Here is a 15,454-nt window from a genome sequence, read left to right as displayed (position 1 = left end):
CGGCGCGCCTTATATCGAGCGCCAAGCCGACCGGCGCGCGCCAACGACCTTGCGCGCCGACAATAGGAGACATGCGATGGCTGACGAATTTCTGACCCTCACGCTCGACACCGGCAATGGCGAAGGCGGCGACGTCAAGATCAAGCTGCGTTCGGACCTGGCCCCCGGCCACGTCGACCGCATCAAGGAACTGACTGGCGAGGGTTTCTACGACGGCGTGAAGTTCCACCGCGTCATCCCCGGCTTCATGGCGCAGGGCGGCTGCCCCAACGGCACCGGCATGGGCGGTTCGGACAAGCCTGACCTCCAGGCTGAATTCAACGCCGAAAAGCACGTGCGCGGCGTGTGCTCGATGGCCCGCACCAGCTACCCGCACTCGGCCAACAGCCAGTTCTTCATCTGCTTCGACGATGCCAGCTTCCTCGACAAGCAGTACACCGTCTGGGGCCAGGTGGTAGAAGGCATGGAACTGGTCGACGCGCTGCCCAAGGGCGAGCCCCCGCGTGAGCCGGGCAAGATCGTCAAGGCGACCATCAGCGAAGGCTGATCGGCCCCGCCAAGATTCGAGAGGGGCGGCCTGAAAGGGCCGCCCTTTTTCGTGGGCGGCGTGCTTTTGAACTGCGTCTCCGCCGGGGCAAGTCGCGATCTTCGTCGATGGGCGGAGCCAAAATCGCGGCCGGGCGTTGATACGGGCACCAGAACAAGAATAACGGGTGCCGTTTGAAACGCTTACTTCCCTTGTGCCTTCCTGCTCTCGTGATGATCTCCGCTTGCGGACCGCGCAGCGAGCCGACCGCCGACCCCTCAAATGCAGCGGCGAGCGGTACGCTGGCCTTCGCCAATGCGCCCGGCGGGGGAGAGACCGAGGCTGCCGACAGCCTGATCATGCGCGCGCAAGTGGCGCTCGACCGGCTGGCCTTCTCGCCCGGCGTGATCGACGGCAGGCAGGGGCAGTCCTACAAGCTGGCGCTGGCGGCCTTCCAGGAAGCGCGCGGCCTGCCGTCTACCGGACAGCTCGATCCGGCAACGCAGACGGCGCTGTTCCAGGGGCAGGGCACGGCGGCGACGCTGCTGGTCGTGATCCCCGAGGCTTTCGCGCGCGGACCGTTCGTGCGGGATCTGCCTCACAAGACGGCCGAGCTGGCCCGTTTCGACCACCTTGGCTATCGTTCGATGACAGAAGCGCTGGCCGAACGGTTCCACACCACGCCTGACACGCTGTACGCGCTCAACGGCCCCAATACCGCACTGGCGGCGGGGCGCACGATCCGCGTGCCGGCGATCGCCAACGTGGCGCCCGCGAAGATCGAGGGAGACGAACGCGGCTGGGCCGATACCCTGCAACGCCTGGGCGTGGCGGGCGATCAGCCCAATGCCGAGCGTATCGTCGTCGACAAGTCTCAAGGCACGCTGCGCGTCTACGACAAGGCGGAGAAGTTGATCGCCCAGTTCCCGGTGACCACGGGCAGCGCTCACGATCCGCTGCCGATCGGCACCTGGAAGATCAAGGGCACTTCGCGCAACCCCGATTACCAGTACGACCCGGACCTGTTCTGGGACGCGAGCAAGAACGACAAGGCCAAGCGCCTCGCCCCCGGACCCAACGGCCCGGTCGGCGTGGTGTGGATCGACTTGTCGAAGGACCATTACGGCATCCATGGCACGCCCGAGCCGCAGACGATCGGCCGCAGCGAAAGCCATGGCTGCGTGCGCCTGACCAACTGGGACGCGGCCCGCCTTGCACAGATGGTCCACACCGGGACCGAGGTGGTCTTTCAGCCCTGATCCCGACTAAAAGGGATAGGCCGAGTCCCTGCCGCGATGGACGGAAACCTCGCTCCTTGCCCGCTTTCGCTGCCGGACCTAGCCCGGGCTGACCATCCGGTTTCAAGGAGCGCAGGACCATCATGAAATTCCGTATCGCCGCCCCGCTGGGCATTTGCGCCGGCCTGTGCGCTCTTGCCGCCGCATCGCCCGCCGCTGCTAAAGTCACGGCCGAGGCCAACGTGGCACGCTCGGAAGGATCATGGGGCGGCGAACTGGCGGTGGGCGTGCCGGTGATCGAGGACGGCGGTTTCGCGATTACCCCGGCAGTCGGCGCGTTCTTCCACAAGCGCGATCACGACGGCTTCTACAAGGACGATTCGCAGTGCTTCCGCAGCAGCAATGACGATCAGGTGTCTGACGGCAAGTGCGACAATTCCGGCACCAAGATCTTCGGCAAGGTGGAAGCCACCTATCGCCTGCCGATGTCCTTTGCGGTGGGCGTGGGCGCGCGCCTGATCGGCAACGATCTGCGTGCTTATGGCACGGTGGCCATGCCGCTGCTGCCGATGATCGACCTCAAGGGCAACATCGGCGACCACTATCTCGCCGCAGGCGTTCAGGCACGGTTCTGACGGTCAGCTGATTTCGGGTGCTTTGCGGCGCAGAGGAGCAAGGGGCGGCGTGATCGCCGCCATTTGTGCGTCGGTGATCCGCTTCCCCGCCATCAGCAGACGCAGGAGGCGGGGGACCATCTGGCGCAGGATCCCCGCGGCCAGGACGGCGATCGCCAGTACCAAGGGCGGCGCGATCAGGAAGGCAGCAAGCGCTGCATTTGCGCCCAGGGACACGCTTGCGGGACCCAGTACGATCCAGACAAGGCCGATGATCAGCGGGTGGGAACAGAAGACGAAGAAGATAACCGGTTCGAAGCGCGCAAAGGCTGACGCCAGTTGCTCCTTGCCGGCGATGGCAACGGCAGTCAGGCAGAACGTGACGGCACCTGCTCCCCTTTGAACGATGAGCAGTGCGGCATTTGCGGGCCCGTCTGCCCGCAGCGCGGAATAATCGGTCATGACGAACGGAAGCATTGCCAGGATCACGAGCACCCCCGCCGCCAGTGACCATGAGAGGCCGGGGCGCCTGAGGATGGCCCGTGCCTGCCAGCACTTTTGACCCGCGCCCAGGCCGATCGTATAAAACAGGGGAATGGCGCTCGCCAGAAACAGCGGCCCGTCGAGGTTCCACACCGCGTTGGCGAGCAGGCTCGATAGCAGCAGCCACCGCATTCGCCGCAGTCCCATGAGAAGAAGCGGTGCAGACAGGCTGCACAGGAAGATGTCGCGCAGGAAGTACAGCGGCATCAGGCGGGGAAATCCGTCGATCCCGGTGAGAAGGCGCGGCAGGGCATCGGCTGCCGGCATTTTAGCGCCCAGCGAGAAGACGATGTCGATCAGGATCGCGATCGCGTTCCACAGGACCAGCGGGACCAGCAGGGTAAGCACCTTTTTGCGAAGCGTTCTGCCAAATCCGTTGGGGGCGGCAACGCGGGCCGCAAGATAGCCGGAGATGATACTGAGCAAGGGCACGCTCGACCGGCCCAGGGTTTCGCGCAAGATCCAGATCACGGCTTCGCCCCCGAACAGGGTGCGGGGAACAGCGTCGCCGTAGGGCGGTGTGTGTGCATAGATGACGCACAAGATACAGAGCACGCGGGATACCGCGATGACCTTCGACGTCGATCTGCCGATGCTGTTCAGCCCAATAGTGTTCGACATCGCGCTTTCCGGGTGGTCCGGGCGGAAGAAGTCCCTTCCCCCCTGCATCCCGATCATACCATGAGGAACAGCTCTGCGGCGGCAGGCTTGGATCCATCATGGAGCGATTTCAGCATGAAGCGATACCGGTGCCTGACAGCCCGTTGGGCGCTGCCTACCCGACAGCAGGCGGCTTGCCGGTCAGGTTTCGATCAGGTCGAGGTACGCAACCACGTCATTGTCGGTCGCGATGAACAGGCCGTCCTGCACGTCTTCGCTTTGCTGTGCGGCAATGTCCATCGCCCCGGACAATGTGCCGTAAAACAGAGTGGTGGCCGCGCCGCCCTCCGGGCCTCCGTCGAGATGATAGAGGCGTACGCTCGCCTCCAGGTCTGTCGTGCGCATCAGTTATCCTCACGCTCGCGCAGAGCGCCGTCGACTATGCGTTCGATTCTCGCGGCTTCGTTTTTTTTCGCGGTCCGTTCGTTCTTGGTACGACCGTAGTTGGCGCGGTTGGCCTGCGCCAGAGTTTCCCCGGCCGCCCGTTCGCGCGCCTTACGGGCCATTCGCAGGTTGATGATGTCTGCCATGGATCACCGACTACAGCGGATCGCATGCGCGGGGAAGGGCGTCGGGTGGCAAGGCCGGTAACTATGTGTTGCGTACCGGTCTCGGACCGGTCTCGGACTTGCGCGAGGCGGCCCAGTATCATCAAAAAGAGTTGAGTTCGCGGGCTTACTAATCCGAAATGCACGTTTCTGTGCTCTTGCGGCAAACAGCAGTCCGTCAGGCCTCGACCGGCGAAGTCGTTACCCCGAGGTCCGGCAGGCCGACCGAGCGCTTGCCCGAGAAATCGGTGCGGACCACGATCAACCCGTCCTTTTCCAGGTAATCCAGCAGGCGCTGCACGCGGCGCGGGCTGCTGGTGCCGTAGATGCGGGCCAGGTCCATGTCGTCGGGGCAGGGCTTGCCGTCGATCGCGGCGCGGGCGATCACATAGAACGTGGCCAGCGCATCGTCGGGGACATGCTTCGACAGATTGATGAGGTCCATCCAGCGCTCGTCGTCGGGATCGTCGATACCGGCCAGTGCGGCGGCGAAGCCCCGGCGGAACATCGTCGCGTCGAGGCCGCGCACGGAAATGCCCTTCATCCGGCAGCGGATGGTGAAATCCTGAAACAGCGTGGTCGACGACTGGAAGGTGCAATCGTCCTCCTGCGCCATCGCGTTCATGATCTCGACCATGGCGGCGCGGCTTTCCTCCGCATCGGGTTCGGGGCGCTGGCGTTCGCGTTCGCTCTCGCGGGCTTGCGAGCTGGTCGGTTCGAGCAGGTCGGATTCGGCGATTCGCCGGGCCAGCGTCTCGGCGTCCTCGGTTTTCGGGGCGGCGCGGTGGAATTCGGGGCGCTCCGGCTCGACGTGGAGGTTTTCGTGGAGCAGCTCGCGCAGTTCCTCCGTCGTGGCGGTGGGCAGCGGGGCGAGGCCCGGCGTGACCGACTTCTGGCCGGTGCGCACGGTGCCCACGTTCACCGAGACCGGACGGCGGGCGATGGCGGGGCCAAGTCCCAGGAACTGGCCGCGCGCAAGGTCGCGGATGGCTTCGGCCTGGCGTCGCTCCATGCCGAGCAGGTCGGCGGCGCGGATCATGTCGATGTCGAGGAAAGTGCGGCCCATCAGGAAGTTGCTGGCCTCGGCCGCGACGTTCTTGGCCAGTTTGGCGAGGCGCTGGGTGGCGATCACGCCGGCAAGGCCGCGCTTGCGCCCGCGGCACATCAGGTTGGTCATCGCCGCAAGGCTGACGCGGCGGGCTTCCTCGGTCACTTCACCGGCGGCGGCGGGTGCGAACATCTGCGCCTCGTCGACCACCACCAGCGCGGGATACCACTGTTCGCGCGGGGCATCGAACAGGGCGTTCAGAAACTGCGCGGCGCACTTCATCTGCTGGTCGATTTCCAGCTCGTCCAGCGCCAGCACGACGGAGGCGCGGTGCTGGCGGATGCGCGCGCCCAGGCGGGCGATCTCGGCCTCGCCATAAGCGGAGCCGTCGATCACGACATGGCCGAATTCCTCGGCGAGGCTGACGAAGTCGCCCTCGGGGTCGATCACCACCTGCTGGACGATGCTGGCGCTTTCTTCCAGGATCCGGCGCAGCAGATGCGACTTTCCGGACCCGGAATTGCCCTGCACCAGCAGGCGGGTCGCCAGAAGTTCCTTGATGTCGATCTCGATCGGCTGGCCTTGCGGCGTCTGGCCGATCACGATGTTCGCGCTCACGAAGGTGCTCCTGCCAAAGGGGACGGGGCGCGCGCAAGGTGGGGAGGCGGCTTTATCCAGAGGTTGGGCGGGGGAAGCCGTCAAAGTGCGGTGCTGCGGGGTGCGGGCTTCGACAAGCTCAGCCTGAGCGGGGCCCCCTATCCTACTGGACCCCGCTCAGGCTGAGCTTGTCGAAGCCCGCCCGCCCACCGGCCTCCATCGTCCCAAGGTACAATTGGCTGCCCGCTTCCGCGCGGCCACATTGGCCGGCGACAAATTAGGGAGTTACCAGGATGCTGGAACAGGCCATGAGCAAATTCACGGGCGACGCGCTCATCCGCGCGAAGTTCGACAACTTCATCGGCGGCAAGTGGGTGGCCCCGGTCAAGGGGCGGTATTTCGACAACGTCTCGCCCGTCACCGGCCAGGTGGTGTGTCAGGTGGCGCGCGGCACGGCCGAGGATATCGAACTGGCGCTGGATGCGGCGCACGCCGCCAAGGACGCCTGGGGCAAGGCATCACCCACCGAGCGCGCGAACACGCTGCTCAGGGTCGCAGACCGGCTGGAAGCCAATCTGGACAGGCTGGCGCTGGTGGAGACGATCGACAACGGCAAACCGATCCGCGAGACGACCGCCGCCGACGTGCCGCTGGCGATCGACCACTTCCGCTACTTCGCATCCTGCCTGCGCGCGCAGGAAGGCTCCATCGCCGAGATCGACCACGACACGGTGGCCTATCATTTCCACGAGCCGCTGGGCGTGGTTGGCCAGATCATCCCGTGGAATTTCCCGATCCTGATGGCGGCGTGGAAGCTGGCCCCCGCACTGGCTGCGGGTAACTGCGTGGTCCTGAAGCCTGCCGAGCAGACGCCGATGTCGATCCTGGTGCTGGCCGAACTGGTGGCCGACATCCTGCCGCCCGGCGTGCTCAACATCGTCAACGGCTTCGGCATAGAGGCGGGCAAGCCGCTGGCCGCCAACAAGCGGATCGCCAAGATCGCCTTCACCGGCGAGACCACCACCGGCCGCCTCATCATGCAGTATGCGTCGGAAAACCTGATCCCCTGCACGCTGGAACTGGGCGGCAAGAGCCCCAACATCTTCTTCGCTGACGTGATGGACGCCGACGACGACTATCTCGACAAGGCGCTGGAAGGCTTCACCATGTTCGCGCTCAATCAGGGCGAGGTCTGCACTTGCCCAAGCCGCGCGCTGGTCCACGAATCGATCTATGACGCCTTCATGGAAAAGGCGATCGCGCGGGTGGAGGCGATCAGGATGGGCAGCCCGCTCGATGCATCGACCATGATCGGCGCGCAGGCCTCCAACGACCAGCTGGAAAAGATCCTCAGCTACATCCAGATCGGCCGCGACGAAGGCGCCAAGGTTCTGACCGGCGGCGAGCGAGTCGCCCATGAAGGTGAGCTTTCGCAGGGGTACTACGTCCAGCCCACCGTGCTGGAAGGCCACAACAAGATGCGCGTCTTCCAGGAGGAGATCTTCGGCCCGGTGCTGGCGGTGACGAAGTTCTCGACGGACGAGGAGGCCCTCGCGATCGCCAACGACACGCTCTACGGCCTCGGCGCCGGGGTCTGGACCCGCGACGGAACCCGCGCCTATCGCATCGGCCGAGGTATCCAGGCCGGGCGCGTGTGGACCAATTGCTACCACGCCTACCCCGCCCACGCGGCGTTCGGTGGCTACAAGCAGTCGGGCATCGGGCGCGAAAACCACAAGATGATGCTGGACCACTACCAGCAGACCAAGAACCTGCTCGTCAGCTACAGCCCGAAAGCGCTCGGTTTCTTCTGATGCTTCCGGCCCGCATCCTCGCCTCCCCGGCGGCGGCGGAGTGGATCGAGCGCCTGCGCGGCGTCCACGGCGACCTGATGTTCCATCAGTCGGGCGGGTGCTGCGATGGATCGGCGCCGATGTGTTTCGTTGCCGGGGAGTTTCGCGTCGGCGGGCAGGACGTGCTGCTGGGCAAGGTCACCGGCGACACCCCGGTATGGATCGGGGCGGCGCAGTTCGAATACTGGCGCCACACCCAGGTGACCATCGACGTGGTGCCGGGGCGCGGTTCGGGCATGAGCCTGGAGGCGCCCGAAGGCGTGCGCTTCATCGTGCGCAGCCGCATCTTCACCGACGCGGAGAACGCTTCGCTCGAAGCAGCGGGTGAACCGCCGAGAGGCGATGATCCGAATGCGCTTGGCGAGGGGGCGGGCAAGGCCTAGACTTCGCGCAAACGCACGGACCGCTCGATCAAAGAGGTGGCCGGCGCGGAGCGGGACATGCGAATGAACGCCACTCTTCAAGGCAGTGATCGACCTCTGGTTGCCTGCGCCTCGCGCGCGGCCGATCCGCAAGTCGCCGTCGCGGAGCTGGTGGCTGCGATCGGTGATGTCGAGTTAGCGGGCGCGCTGCTGTTCTGTTCGTACACCTACCCGAGCGATGAATTGGCCCGCGCGCTCAAGGCCGCGCTGCCGGGCGCGCCGCTGATCGGGTGCACCAGCGCGGGCGAACTGACCGATCGGGGCTATGACACCGATAGTCTGCAGCTGATCGGCTTTCCGGCCGAGAGTTTTTCGATGGCCTCGCTGCGTTTTGACGATCTCGATCGCTTCGATCCCGAGGCGGCGCAGGGCGCGATCCGCAAGCTGGTGGCCGGCGCACGGCTGGACCATGCCGCTGCGGGCGATCTGCATCAGGTGGCACTGTTCTTCGTCGACGGGCTTTCCCACCGCGAGGAACTGCTGACGATGACCGCGCAGCATGCGCTGGGCGACGTCCAGTTGATCGGCGGGTCGAGCGGCGACGGGCTCTCCTTCCGCGAAACCGCCGTGCTGCACGAAGGGCACTTCCATTCCGATGCGGCAGTGATCGCAGTGCTGACCAGTCGGCGGCCGATGCATGTCTTTTGCGCAAACCACTATCGCCCGGGCCCGGCCAAGATGGTGATCACCGAGGCGGACCCGGAAAGTCGCACCGTCTACGAGATCAACGCCGAACCCGCCGCCGAGGAATACCTGCGCCTTTCCGGAAGCCCGACCGAAACGCTGGACGCGCACTTCTTCGCCGCTCATCCGCCGATGGTCCGCACGGGCGGGCAGTTCCACGTCCGCTCCATCCAGTCGGCCAACCCGGACGGATCGCTGACCTTCTATTGTGCCATCGACACCGGCGTCGTCCTCACTATCGGCAAGCCGGTCGACCGGCTCAGTTGGATGCGCGAGCTGTTCGGTTCGGTCTCCAGCAAGGTCGGCGCGATCGATCACATCATCGGGTTCGACTGCGTGCTGAACCGCCTCGATGCCGAGGACCGACAAATCCTGCACGAGGTTTCGCAGATCTACAGGGACAACAAGGTGCTGGGTTTCAGCACCTATGGCGAACAATTTCTGGCCGCGCACATGAACCAGACCTTCAGCGGGCTGGCGATCGGTCGTTCTGGGGACCAGGTGGCGCCCGTGCCTTCCGGCGGGCGCTGAAAGGGCGGGGGATGGCGCAAGTCGAAGAACATCTGCGCGCCGGTGCAGCCTGCCATGAGCGGGACGATGAACTGGCCGGACTGCGCCGCCGCGTGGCCCGGCTAGAGAAGATCAACGTCGCCCTGATGGACCGGGTCGAGAGATCGACCGACATGCAGGGCGGCGCCTTCTCGATGTTCGAGACGGCTATTTCTCTCGATGCGATGGTGCGGACACGCACCGGGGCGCTGGAAGTGGCACTGGAACGGCTCAACACCGTGAACGCCGAGCTGGCCGCCGCGAATGCCGATGCCACCGCCGCGAGGGTGATGCTGCGCGACGCCATCGAATCGCTGGCCGACGGTTTCGCCCTGTTCGATACCGAGGACCGGCTGGTCCTGTGCAACCGCGCCTACCTTAAGATATTCCCCTATTTCGAGGATATCAGCGAGGATGGGCCGGAATTCGCAGAACTGGCGAGCCGGCTTGCCCAGTCGGGCGGGATGATTGGCTCCAGCCTGGCACCCGAACGCTGGCTCAAGGACCGTGTGGCCCAGCATCGCCGCGCGAAAGGCGCGCATGTACAGGCGCTGGCGGACGGGCGCTGGATCCAGATCAACGAACTGCGCACCAGCGAGGGCGGCACTGTCGGTATCTATACCGACATCACCACCGTAAAGGCCGAGGACGCCCGTCAGCGCGCCCGCGAACTGGCCGAACGCAACCTCGCGCTTCAGGCGACGCTGGATACCCTGTCGGAAGGGGTGTGCCTGTTCGATGCCCGGCGACAGTTGCAGGCCTGGAACGAGGGGGTGCTGACGGTCCTGGCATTGAATAGGGATGGAGGCGACGTATCGCGGATCGACACGGCCATCGATACGCACGAGGGACTGGCACGCTGGTGCATCGACCAGCGCAGACTGGACCGGGCGGAGGCGCTCGACTGGCGCGAGAGCGGCGGGGCGCGGGTGGCCACCAACTGCGTCATGGGCGCAGCCGATGGCGAGGAACGCCATTTCACCGTGCGTTCGGTGCCGCTGAAGAACGGCGGCATGGTCTTCACGTTCGACGACGTGACCGATCACGTGCAGTTCGAACGCTCGCTGACCGAAACCGCCGAAACCCTCGAACGCCGGGTTGCCGAGCGCACCGCCGAACTGGTCGACCTCAATCGCCAGCTGGTGGCGGCGAAGAACGAGGCGGAGACGGCCAACCGCTCCAAGACCAGCTTCATCGCGGCCGCCAGCCACGACCTGCTGCAACCGCTGAACGCGGCGCGGCTGTTCGTCTCGGCCATGGACGGCCACGCGATGCCGGAGCGACCCCGTGCCCTGGTGCAGCAGGCGTCGACCGCGCTTGATTCGGTGGAAGACCTGCTGGAGGCCCTGTTCGAGATTTCGCGTCTTGATGCCGGCGCGATCCAGCCCGAGTTCGCCGACCTGCCGCTGGCCTCCATCCTTTCCGCCCTGCGTGTGGAGTTCGCGCCGCTGGCGGCTGCGGGCGGGCTTGCTTTCGTGGTGTCAGATACCTTGATGTGGGTGCGTTCCGACGCGCGGCTGCTGCGCCGGGTGCTGCAGAACTTCGTTTCCAACGCGATCCGCTATACCGAACTGGGCAGCGTCACCGTCGAGGTGGAACCGGACGGCGAAGACGTGAGGGTAACGGTGCGCGATACTGGCCCCGGCATCGCGCTGTGCGACCGAGACGAGATTTTCGAGGAGTTTCGCCGCGTCGGCAAGACGCAGGCGATTCCCGGCAAGGGCCTGGGCCTCGCCATCGTGCGGCGGATGACGACGATGCTGGGCCACCGCATGGACCTGACCACCGCGCCGGGGCAAGGCGCGGCCTTTTCGATCCGCCTGCCGCGCGCAGTCTCGGCAGCGGCGTTGCCCGAGGCCGGGGCCGCCGTCATCGGCACGCGTGCCGGGCCGGGCGGGCTGGTGCTGGTGATCGACAATGATCCCTCCATCCTTTCAGGCATGGCGGCCTTGCTGGAAAACTGGGGGCTGGACGTGGCGACCGCCAACGATCCGTCCGACGCCGCCGCGCTTGCCGCGCTGGAGCAGGGACCGGCGATGCTTATCGTCGACTATCATCTCGACGATGATCTCACCGGCGACAAGGCGATCGCCGCGCTGCGGGCGAGGGCGGGTCGCGATGTACCCGCGATGGTCATCACCGCCGACAGGGGCGTGCAGACCAAGGCCCAGCTGGCAAGCCTGTCGCTGCCGCTGCTGAACAAGCCTGTGAAACCGTCCCAGCTGCGCGCGCTGCTGCGGCAGATGGATGTGCTTTAGGGGCCGACTGCCGGTGCCGTCGACAGGCTCGGGCTGAACGGTGCCGAGGGGCGTTGCAAAACCTTTGAATCCCGACCGGGCGGGGTCTGCGAAAAGGCCCTTTGGGAACCCTCAGGCCAGCCGCGAAAGAACCTCGCGCCAGTTTTCGGGCAAGGACACGGGCCTGCGGCTTTCGCGCCCGACGTAGACGTGGGTGAAGTGGCCCTCGGCGGCAGGCTCGTCTTCGCCCTCGACGAAAAGGCCGAGGTGATAGGTCACGCTGCTGGTGCCGAGGCGGGCGACGGTGAGCCCGACCTCCAGCTTCTGCGGGAAATGCACCGAGGCGGCGTAGCGGCACCCGGTCTCCACCACCACACCGATCGGATCGCCGTTCTCGATGTCGAGCAGGCCTGTTTCAACCAGCCAGGCGTTTACTGCCGTATCGAAGAAGGCGTAATAGACCACGTTGTTGACGTGCCCGTAGACGTCGTTGTCATGCCAGCGCGTGGGGGTGGACACGAAGGCGCGGTAGGCGCCGCGCGGGCGTAGCGGTTCTCGGCTCATGGCTGATCGCCCTACAGGCCGCCGCCGCGAAAAGCACGCCTCAGCCGCGAAATCCGATCTTGTTTGCCATGATGACCGCCTGGGTGCGCGAAAACACGTCCATCTTCTGCAGGATGGCAGAGACGTGCGCCTTCACCGTGGTCATCGAGACGTTCAGTTCATAGGCGACCTGCTTGTTGAGCAGTCCGGCCACCAGATGCCCCAGCACCACGCGCTGCTGCGGGGTCAGGGTATCTATGCGGGCGCGGATGAGGTCTTCTTCGGCGGCCTGGCGTTCGTGGCCGGGCAGGTCGGGCATGTAGATCTCGCCCGAGAGCACCTGTTGCAGGGCATCGACGATGGCGGCGCGTTTCAGCGACTTGGGTACGAAGCCCGCCGCGCCCGCGGCCAGAGCATCGCGCACCACATTGCGGTCGGTCATGCCCGACACCATCACTACCGGCGTCGCCGGGAAACGGCTGCGCAGTGCCTCCAGGCCGGAGAGGTAAGAGACGTCGGGGATATTGAGGTCCAGCAGCACGAGGTCGACCTCGCCTTCCGCGTCCAGCGCCTGCAGCGCGGTTTGCAGGCTGTCGGCCTCAAGTATGATGCAGGCGGGGAAGACATCATCGAAGATCGATCGCAGGCCGTCGCGAACCAGCGAGTGGTCGTCGACGATCAAGACGCGTTCAGGATCGATGAATTCTCCCATGCTACCTTCCGTTACGGCGAATGCGTTTCGGCTCGTCTAACCCGGTGGCGGACGGTGCGCCAGTGCGCGGCAAGAGGCTTGCCGAGGGACGCATTCAGGAAAATCGCAGGAAACGAAAATAATCTGCGCTGGCCGCTTGCCAGCCGGGAAGGCCCTTGCTAATGGCGCGCTCCTGCCGGGGGCGGATGTTTATCCAGCCCCGAAAAAATGCGGTCGTGGCGGAATTGGTAGACGCGCAACGTTGAGGTCGTTGTGGGCGAAAGCCCGTGGAAGTTCGAGTCTTCTCGACCGCACCAGCAGAATTTGAAACAGCATTGATTTTCGCCTTCGGGCACCCGCCTTGTTAGCGGGTTTTTTGTGTTTCGGCCTACGTTTCTCCCATAATCGTGTTTCGATCGTGTCGCTTGGGCGCCGGGATTTTCCGGCCGGGCGTTTGTTGATGAAAGTCATGCGCGCGGCACCCGTTCGTTGAAGGATGCGCGCGGTTTGTGACGACGATGTGAAAGAGCGGGCGCGATCATGGCACCGCCGGGCGATGTAGGAAAATCCTGATACAGGAAAATCCTGTTGCCGAAATTATGGCGCACGCCTGCGGCCTGATGCCGCTGTTTACGGGAATACCAGCGAGACGCGCAGGCCCGGGCCTGACGCTGTGAATTCCAGCGCCGCGCCGTGGGCATGGGCGATCGCGGCGACCATGCTGAGGCCCAGACCGTCACCGGGCACGCGGGCCGAGGAGCGCCCGCGATAGAACTGCTGCGTGACCCGTTGGGCATCGCCGGCGTCCAGGCCGGGGCCGTCGTCCTGCACGCTCAGGTGCAGGCCGTCCCTCGTCTTTGCAGCGGCCAGCTCGATCCTGCGGCCCTCGCTTGCCCCATGTTTCAGGGCATTGTCCAGCAGGTTGGACAAGGCCTGGAATACAAGGTCGAGATCGAGGTCGGCGACGAGGGGACGGCGCGCGGAAACCACCAGCTCCATGCCCAGCCGCTCGGCCTCGGGCTGGTAAAATTCGACGATGTCCTCCAGCAGCTGGATCACGTCGGTGCGTTGCAGTTCGAGCGGATGGCGCCCGTTTTCCAGCCGGGAGATCCGCATCAGGGCGGAAAGGATCTGCTGGAGCCGGTTGGCTTCGACGATCGCGTCGCCTGCGGCCATGCGCATCGCGGGGTCGTCTCCGGCGATCTGTTCCAGCGTCTCCAGCCGGCCGATCAGCCGGGCGAGGGGGGTGCGCAGCTCATGCGCGGCGTTGTCGGACACGCTCTGCACCGCGCTGAACAGGCTCTGGATGCGCGAGAGCATGAGGTTGAGCGTTTCGCCCAGCCGGTCGAAATCGTCGTTGGTGCCCCGGACCTGGACGCGGCCTGCAAGGTCGCCGTCCATCACCTGCCGCGCCGCCAGGGTGACCGCCTCGATACGCCGGCCGATCGCCAGGCTCATCAGCCAGCCGCCGGACAGGCCCAGCATCACGGTGACACCGAAGATCCAGATCGCGGCGGTTCGCAGTACCTCGGCGTCGTCGGTGATGTCCTCGACGTCGCGCCCGATCATCAGGCGGGCGCCGCCCGGCAGCAGATGGTCGCTGACAAGGGCGTTGTGGTCGATTTCCGTCCCGTCCACGAAGGTGTCGGCTTCGATGATGGTGAGATGGCCCAGCGGCTTTGCTGGCCAGCTCGGCAGGTTGGCGGTGGCGACATGGCCATCCGGTGCCAGCAGCGCATGGAAGGCCTTGCGATCCCCCGCATGGGAGGCCCTCCGGTCCAGTGCGATCCGCGTCGCGTCGACGCCGTGGGCGAGGTAGGCGGCGCGGAATTTGTGGTATTCGTCGTCCACCAACTGGCGCGTGCGGTCCATCGGCAGGGTCACGCGCAGCCAGTACCCCGCGCTCATCAGCAGCGCCACCGAGAGGCAGAACAGCCCCGCATAGGTCAGTGCCAGCCGGAACGAGAAGCTGCGCAGCAGCCGCGTCATTGTTCGCGCATCATGTAGCCGACACCGCGCACGGTGTGGATCAGGTTCGTCTCGTGCTCCGCCGCGATCTTCTGCCGCAGTTTGGAGATGTGCTGGTCGATGATGTTGGTCTGCGGGTCGAAATTATAGTCCCACACGTTTTCCAGCAGCATCGTGCGGGTCACCACGCGCCCGGCATTGCGGGCAAGGTAGGCGACGATGCGCAGCTCGCGCAGGGTGAGGGCGATGCGCCGCCCGGCCCGCGTGACGGTGTGCGAGGCAAGGTCGATCTCCAGATCGGCGATCCGCAGCAGGCTGGCGTTTTCCGCGACCGGCGCATTGCGCCGCGCCAGGCTTTCCAGGCGGGCGAGCAGTTCCGACATCGCGAAAGGCTTGGCCATGTAATCGTCCCCGCCGGCGCGCAGGCCCTTCACCCGCTCGTCCACATCGCCCAGCGCGCTGAGGATCAGCACCGGGGTCGCGTCGTCGGTGGCGCGCAGGGCCGCCAGCAGCTTGAGGCCGTCCAGCGTGGGCAGCATCCGGTCGAGCACGATCGCATCGTAAGTCTCGCAGGTCGCCCGGACCAGCGCATCGCGCCCGTCGCAGCAGTGCTCCACGACGTGCCCGGCTTCGCGCAGGCCGGCCATGATGTGCGCCGCCAGGGCGGCATCGTCTTCTACCAGGAGTATCTGCATGGGGTCTCGAGCATTATCCGCGTACTGGCTCCGCGTCG

The 15,454-nt window shown here is 65.6% G+C and carries 15 protein-coding genes and 1 tRNA gene; 8 read left to right on the top strand and 8 right to left on the bottom strand.

Going from position 1 to position 15,454, the window contains the following annotated elements:
- Positions 1-76 precede the first annotated feature (76 nt).
- From V474_RS12555 to V474_RS12545, 3 genes are all read left to right on the top strand, one after another.
- Positions 77-547, top strand: a complete 471-nt coding sequence (locus V474_RS12555) for a peptidylprolyl isomerase (RefSeq protein ID WP_043971565.1) — start codon at positions 77-79, stop codon at positions 545-547.
- 212 nt (positions 548-759) lie between these two features.
- Complete coding sequence (locus V474_RS12550; RefSeq protein WP_082699773.1) at positions 760-1,785, top strand: L,D-transpeptidase family protein; 1,026 nt, start codon at positions 760-762, stop codon at positions 1,783-1,785.
- Positions 1,786-1,907: 122 nt separating this feature from the next.
- Entirely contained in the window at positions 1,908-2,399 is a 492-nt protein-coding gene (locus tag V474_RS12545; RefSeq protein ID WP_059151811.1) for a hypothetical protein, read from the top strand.
- 3 nt (positions 2,400-2,402) lie between these two features.
- Here the strand turns inward: V474_RS12545 and V474_RS12540 are convergent, their stop codons facing one another.
- The 4 genes from V474_RS12540 to V474_RS12525 form a co-directional block, all read right to left on the bottom strand.
- Entirely contained in the window at positions 2,403-3,542 is a 1,140-nt protein-coding gene (locus V474_RS12540; RefSeq protein WP_059151810.1) for an acyltransferase family protein, read from the bottom strand.
- A 180-nt stretch (positions 3,543-3,722) separates the two neighbouring features.
- The gene (locus V474_RS12535) at positions 3,723-3,926 is read right to left on the bottom strand and encodes a hypothetical protein (protein WP_059151809.1); all 204 of its coding nucleotides are present in this window, start codon (positions 3,924-3,926) and stop codon (positions 3,723-3,725) included.
- Positions 3,926-4,111 (bottom strand): DUF4169 family protein, encoded by a 186-nt coding sequence (locus V474_RS12530; protein WP_059151808.1) that lies wholly within the window; start codon positions 4,109-4,111, stop codon positions 3,926-3,928. Before V474_RS12530 ends, V474_RS12535 begins: the two co-directional genes overlap by 1 nt.
- Before the next feature lie 196 nt (positions 4,112-4,307).
- Positions 4,308-5,795, bottom strand: a complete 1,488-nt coding sequence (locus V474_RS12525) for an ATP-binding protein (protein ID WP_059151807.1) — start codon at positions 5,793-5,795, stop codon at positions 4,308-4,310.
- A 272-nt stretch (positions 5,796-6,067) separates the two neighbouring features.
- On the opposite strand from V474_RS12525, the gene adh reads away from it, so the two are divergent.
- From adh to V474_RS12505, 4 genes are all read left to right on the top strand, one after another.
- Positions 6,068-7,588, top strand: a complete 1,521-nt coding sequence (adh, locus tag V474_RS12520; RefSeq protein WP_059151806.1) for an aldehyde dehydrogenase — start codon at positions 6,068-6,070, stop codon at positions 7,586-7,588.
- Complete coding sequence (locus V474_RS12515; protein ID WP_059151805.1) at positions 7,588-8,010, top strand: DUF779 domain-containing protein; 423 nt, start codon at positions 7,588-7,590, stop codon at positions 8,008-8,010. The genes adh and V474_RS12515 overlap by 1 nt, the downstream gene beginning before the upstream one ends.
- Positions 8,011-8,073: 63 nt before the next feature.
- On the top strand, positions 8,074-9,264 hold the full coding sequence (locus V474_RS12510) for an FIST N-terminal domain-containing protein (protein ID WP_059151804.1): 1,191 nt from the start codon (positions 8,074-8,076) through the stop codon (positions 9,262-9,264).
- A gap of 11 nt (positions 9,265-9,275) precedes the next feature.
- On the top strand, positions 9,276-11,540 hold the full coding sequence (locus V474_RS12505) for a hybrid sensor histidine kinase/response regulator (RefSeq protein WP_059151803.1): 2,265 nt from the start codon (positions 9,276-9,278) through the stop codon (positions 11,538-11,540).
- Positions 11,541-11,651: 111 nt separating this feature from the next.
- Here the strand turns inward: V474_RS12505 and V474_RS12500 are convergent, their stop codons facing one another.
- Together V474_RS12500 and V474_RS12495 are read right to left on the bottom strand one after the other, a co-directional pair.
- Complete coding sequence (locus V474_RS12500) at positions 11,652-12,083, bottom strand: acyl-CoA thioesterase (RefSeq protein WP_059151802.1); 432 nt, start codon at positions 12,081-12,083, stop codon at positions 11,652-11,654.
- A 40-nt stretch (positions 12,084-12,123) separates the two neighbouring features.
- Positions 12,124-12,774, bottom strand: coding sequence for a response regulator transcription factor (locus V474_RS12495; RefSeq protein ID WP_082699771.1), 651 nt, complete (start codon positions 12,772-12,774; stop codon positions 12,124-12,126).
- 209 nt (positions 12,775-12,983) lie between these two features.
- Between V474_RS12495 and V474_RS12490 the strand changes: the two genes are divergently transcribed.
- A tRNA-Leu gene (locus V474_RS12490) sits at positions 12,984-13,070 on the top strand.
- A 313-nt stretch (positions 13,071-13,383) separates the two neighbouring features.
- Here V474_RS12490 and V474_RS12485 read toward each other — a convergent pair.
- On the bottom strand, positions 13,384-14,742 hold the full coding sequence (locus tag V474_RS12485) for a sensor histidine kinase (RefSeq protein ID WP_059151801.1): 1,359 nt from the start codon (positions 14,740-14,742) through the stop codon (positions 13,384-13,386).
- Positions 14,739-15,416, bottom strand: a complete 678-nt coding sequence (locus V474_RS12480; RefSeq protein WP_059151800.1) for a response regulator transcription factor — start codon at positions 15,414-15,416, stop codon at positions 14,739-14,741. The genes V474_RS12485 and V474_RS12480 overlap by 4 nt, the downstream gene beginning before the upstream one ends.
- Between the last annotated feature and the right edge of the window lie 38 nt (positions 15,417-15,454).

The sequence above is a fragment of the Novosphingobium barchaimii LL02 genome (assembly GCF_001046635.1).
Lineage (GTDB): Bacteria > Pseudomonadota > Alphaproteobacteria > Sphingomonadales > Sphingomonadaceae > Novosphingobium > Novosphingobium barchaimii.
Note: the sequence above shows the minus strand (reverse complement) of the source record. Positions and strands in the feature narration are given on the sequence as shown.

Coding starts and splice junctions, on each gene's coding strand:
- V474_RS12535 (WP_059151809.1), bottom strand. CDS start 3,926: ATGCGCACGACAGACCTGGAGGCGAGCGTACGCCTCTATCATCTCGAC.
- V474_RS12480 (WP_059151800.1), bottom strand. CDS start 15,416: ATGCAGATACTCCTGGTAGAAGACGATGCCGCCCTGGCGGCGCACATC.
- V474_RS12550 (WP_082699773.1), top strand. CDS start 760: ATGATCTCCGCTTGCGGACCGCGCAGCGAGCCGACCGCCGACCCCTCA.
- V474_RS12530 (WP_059151808.1), bottom strand. CDS start 4,111: ATGGCAGACATCATCAACCTGCGAATGGCCCGTAAGGCGCGCGAACGG.
- V474_RS12555 (WP_043971565.1), top strand. CDS start 77: ATGGCTGACGAATTTCTGACCCTCACGCTCGACACCGGCAATGGCGAA.
- V474_RS12500 (WP_059151802.1), bottom strand. CDS start 12,083: ATGAGCCGAGAACCGCTACGCCCGCGCGGCGCCTACCGCGCCTTCGTG.
- V474_RS12505 (WP_059151803.1), top strand. CDS start 9,276: ATGGCGCAAGTCGAAGAACATCTGCGCGCCGGTGCAGCCTGCCATGAG.
- V474_RS12485 (WP_059151801.1), bottom strand. CDS start 14,742: ATGACGCGGCTGCTGCGCAGCTTCTCGTTCCGGCTGGCACTGACCTAT.
- V474_RS12515 (WP_059151805.1), top strand. CDS start 7,588: ATGCTTCCGGCCCGCATCCTCGCCTCCCCGGCGGCGGCGGAGTGGATC.
- adh (WP_059151806.1), top strand. CDS start 6,068: ATGCTGGAACAGGCCATGAGCAAATTCACGGGCGACGCGCTCATCCGC.
- V474_RS12545 (WP_059151811.1), top strand. CDS start 1,908: ATGAAATTCCGTATCGCCGCCCCGCTGGGCATTTGCGCCGGCCTGTGC.
- V474_RS12510 (WP_059151804.1), top strand. CDS start 8,074: ATGAACGCCACTCTTCAAGGCAGTGATCGACCTCTGGTTGCCTGCGCC.
- V474_RS12495 (WP_082699771.1), bottom strand. CDS start 12,774: ATGGGAGAATTCATCGATCCTGAACGCGTCTTGATCGTCGACGACCAC.
- V474_RS12540 (WP_059151810.1), bottom strand. CDS start 3,542: ATGTCGAACACTATTGGGCTGAACAGCATCGGCAGATCGACGTCGAAG.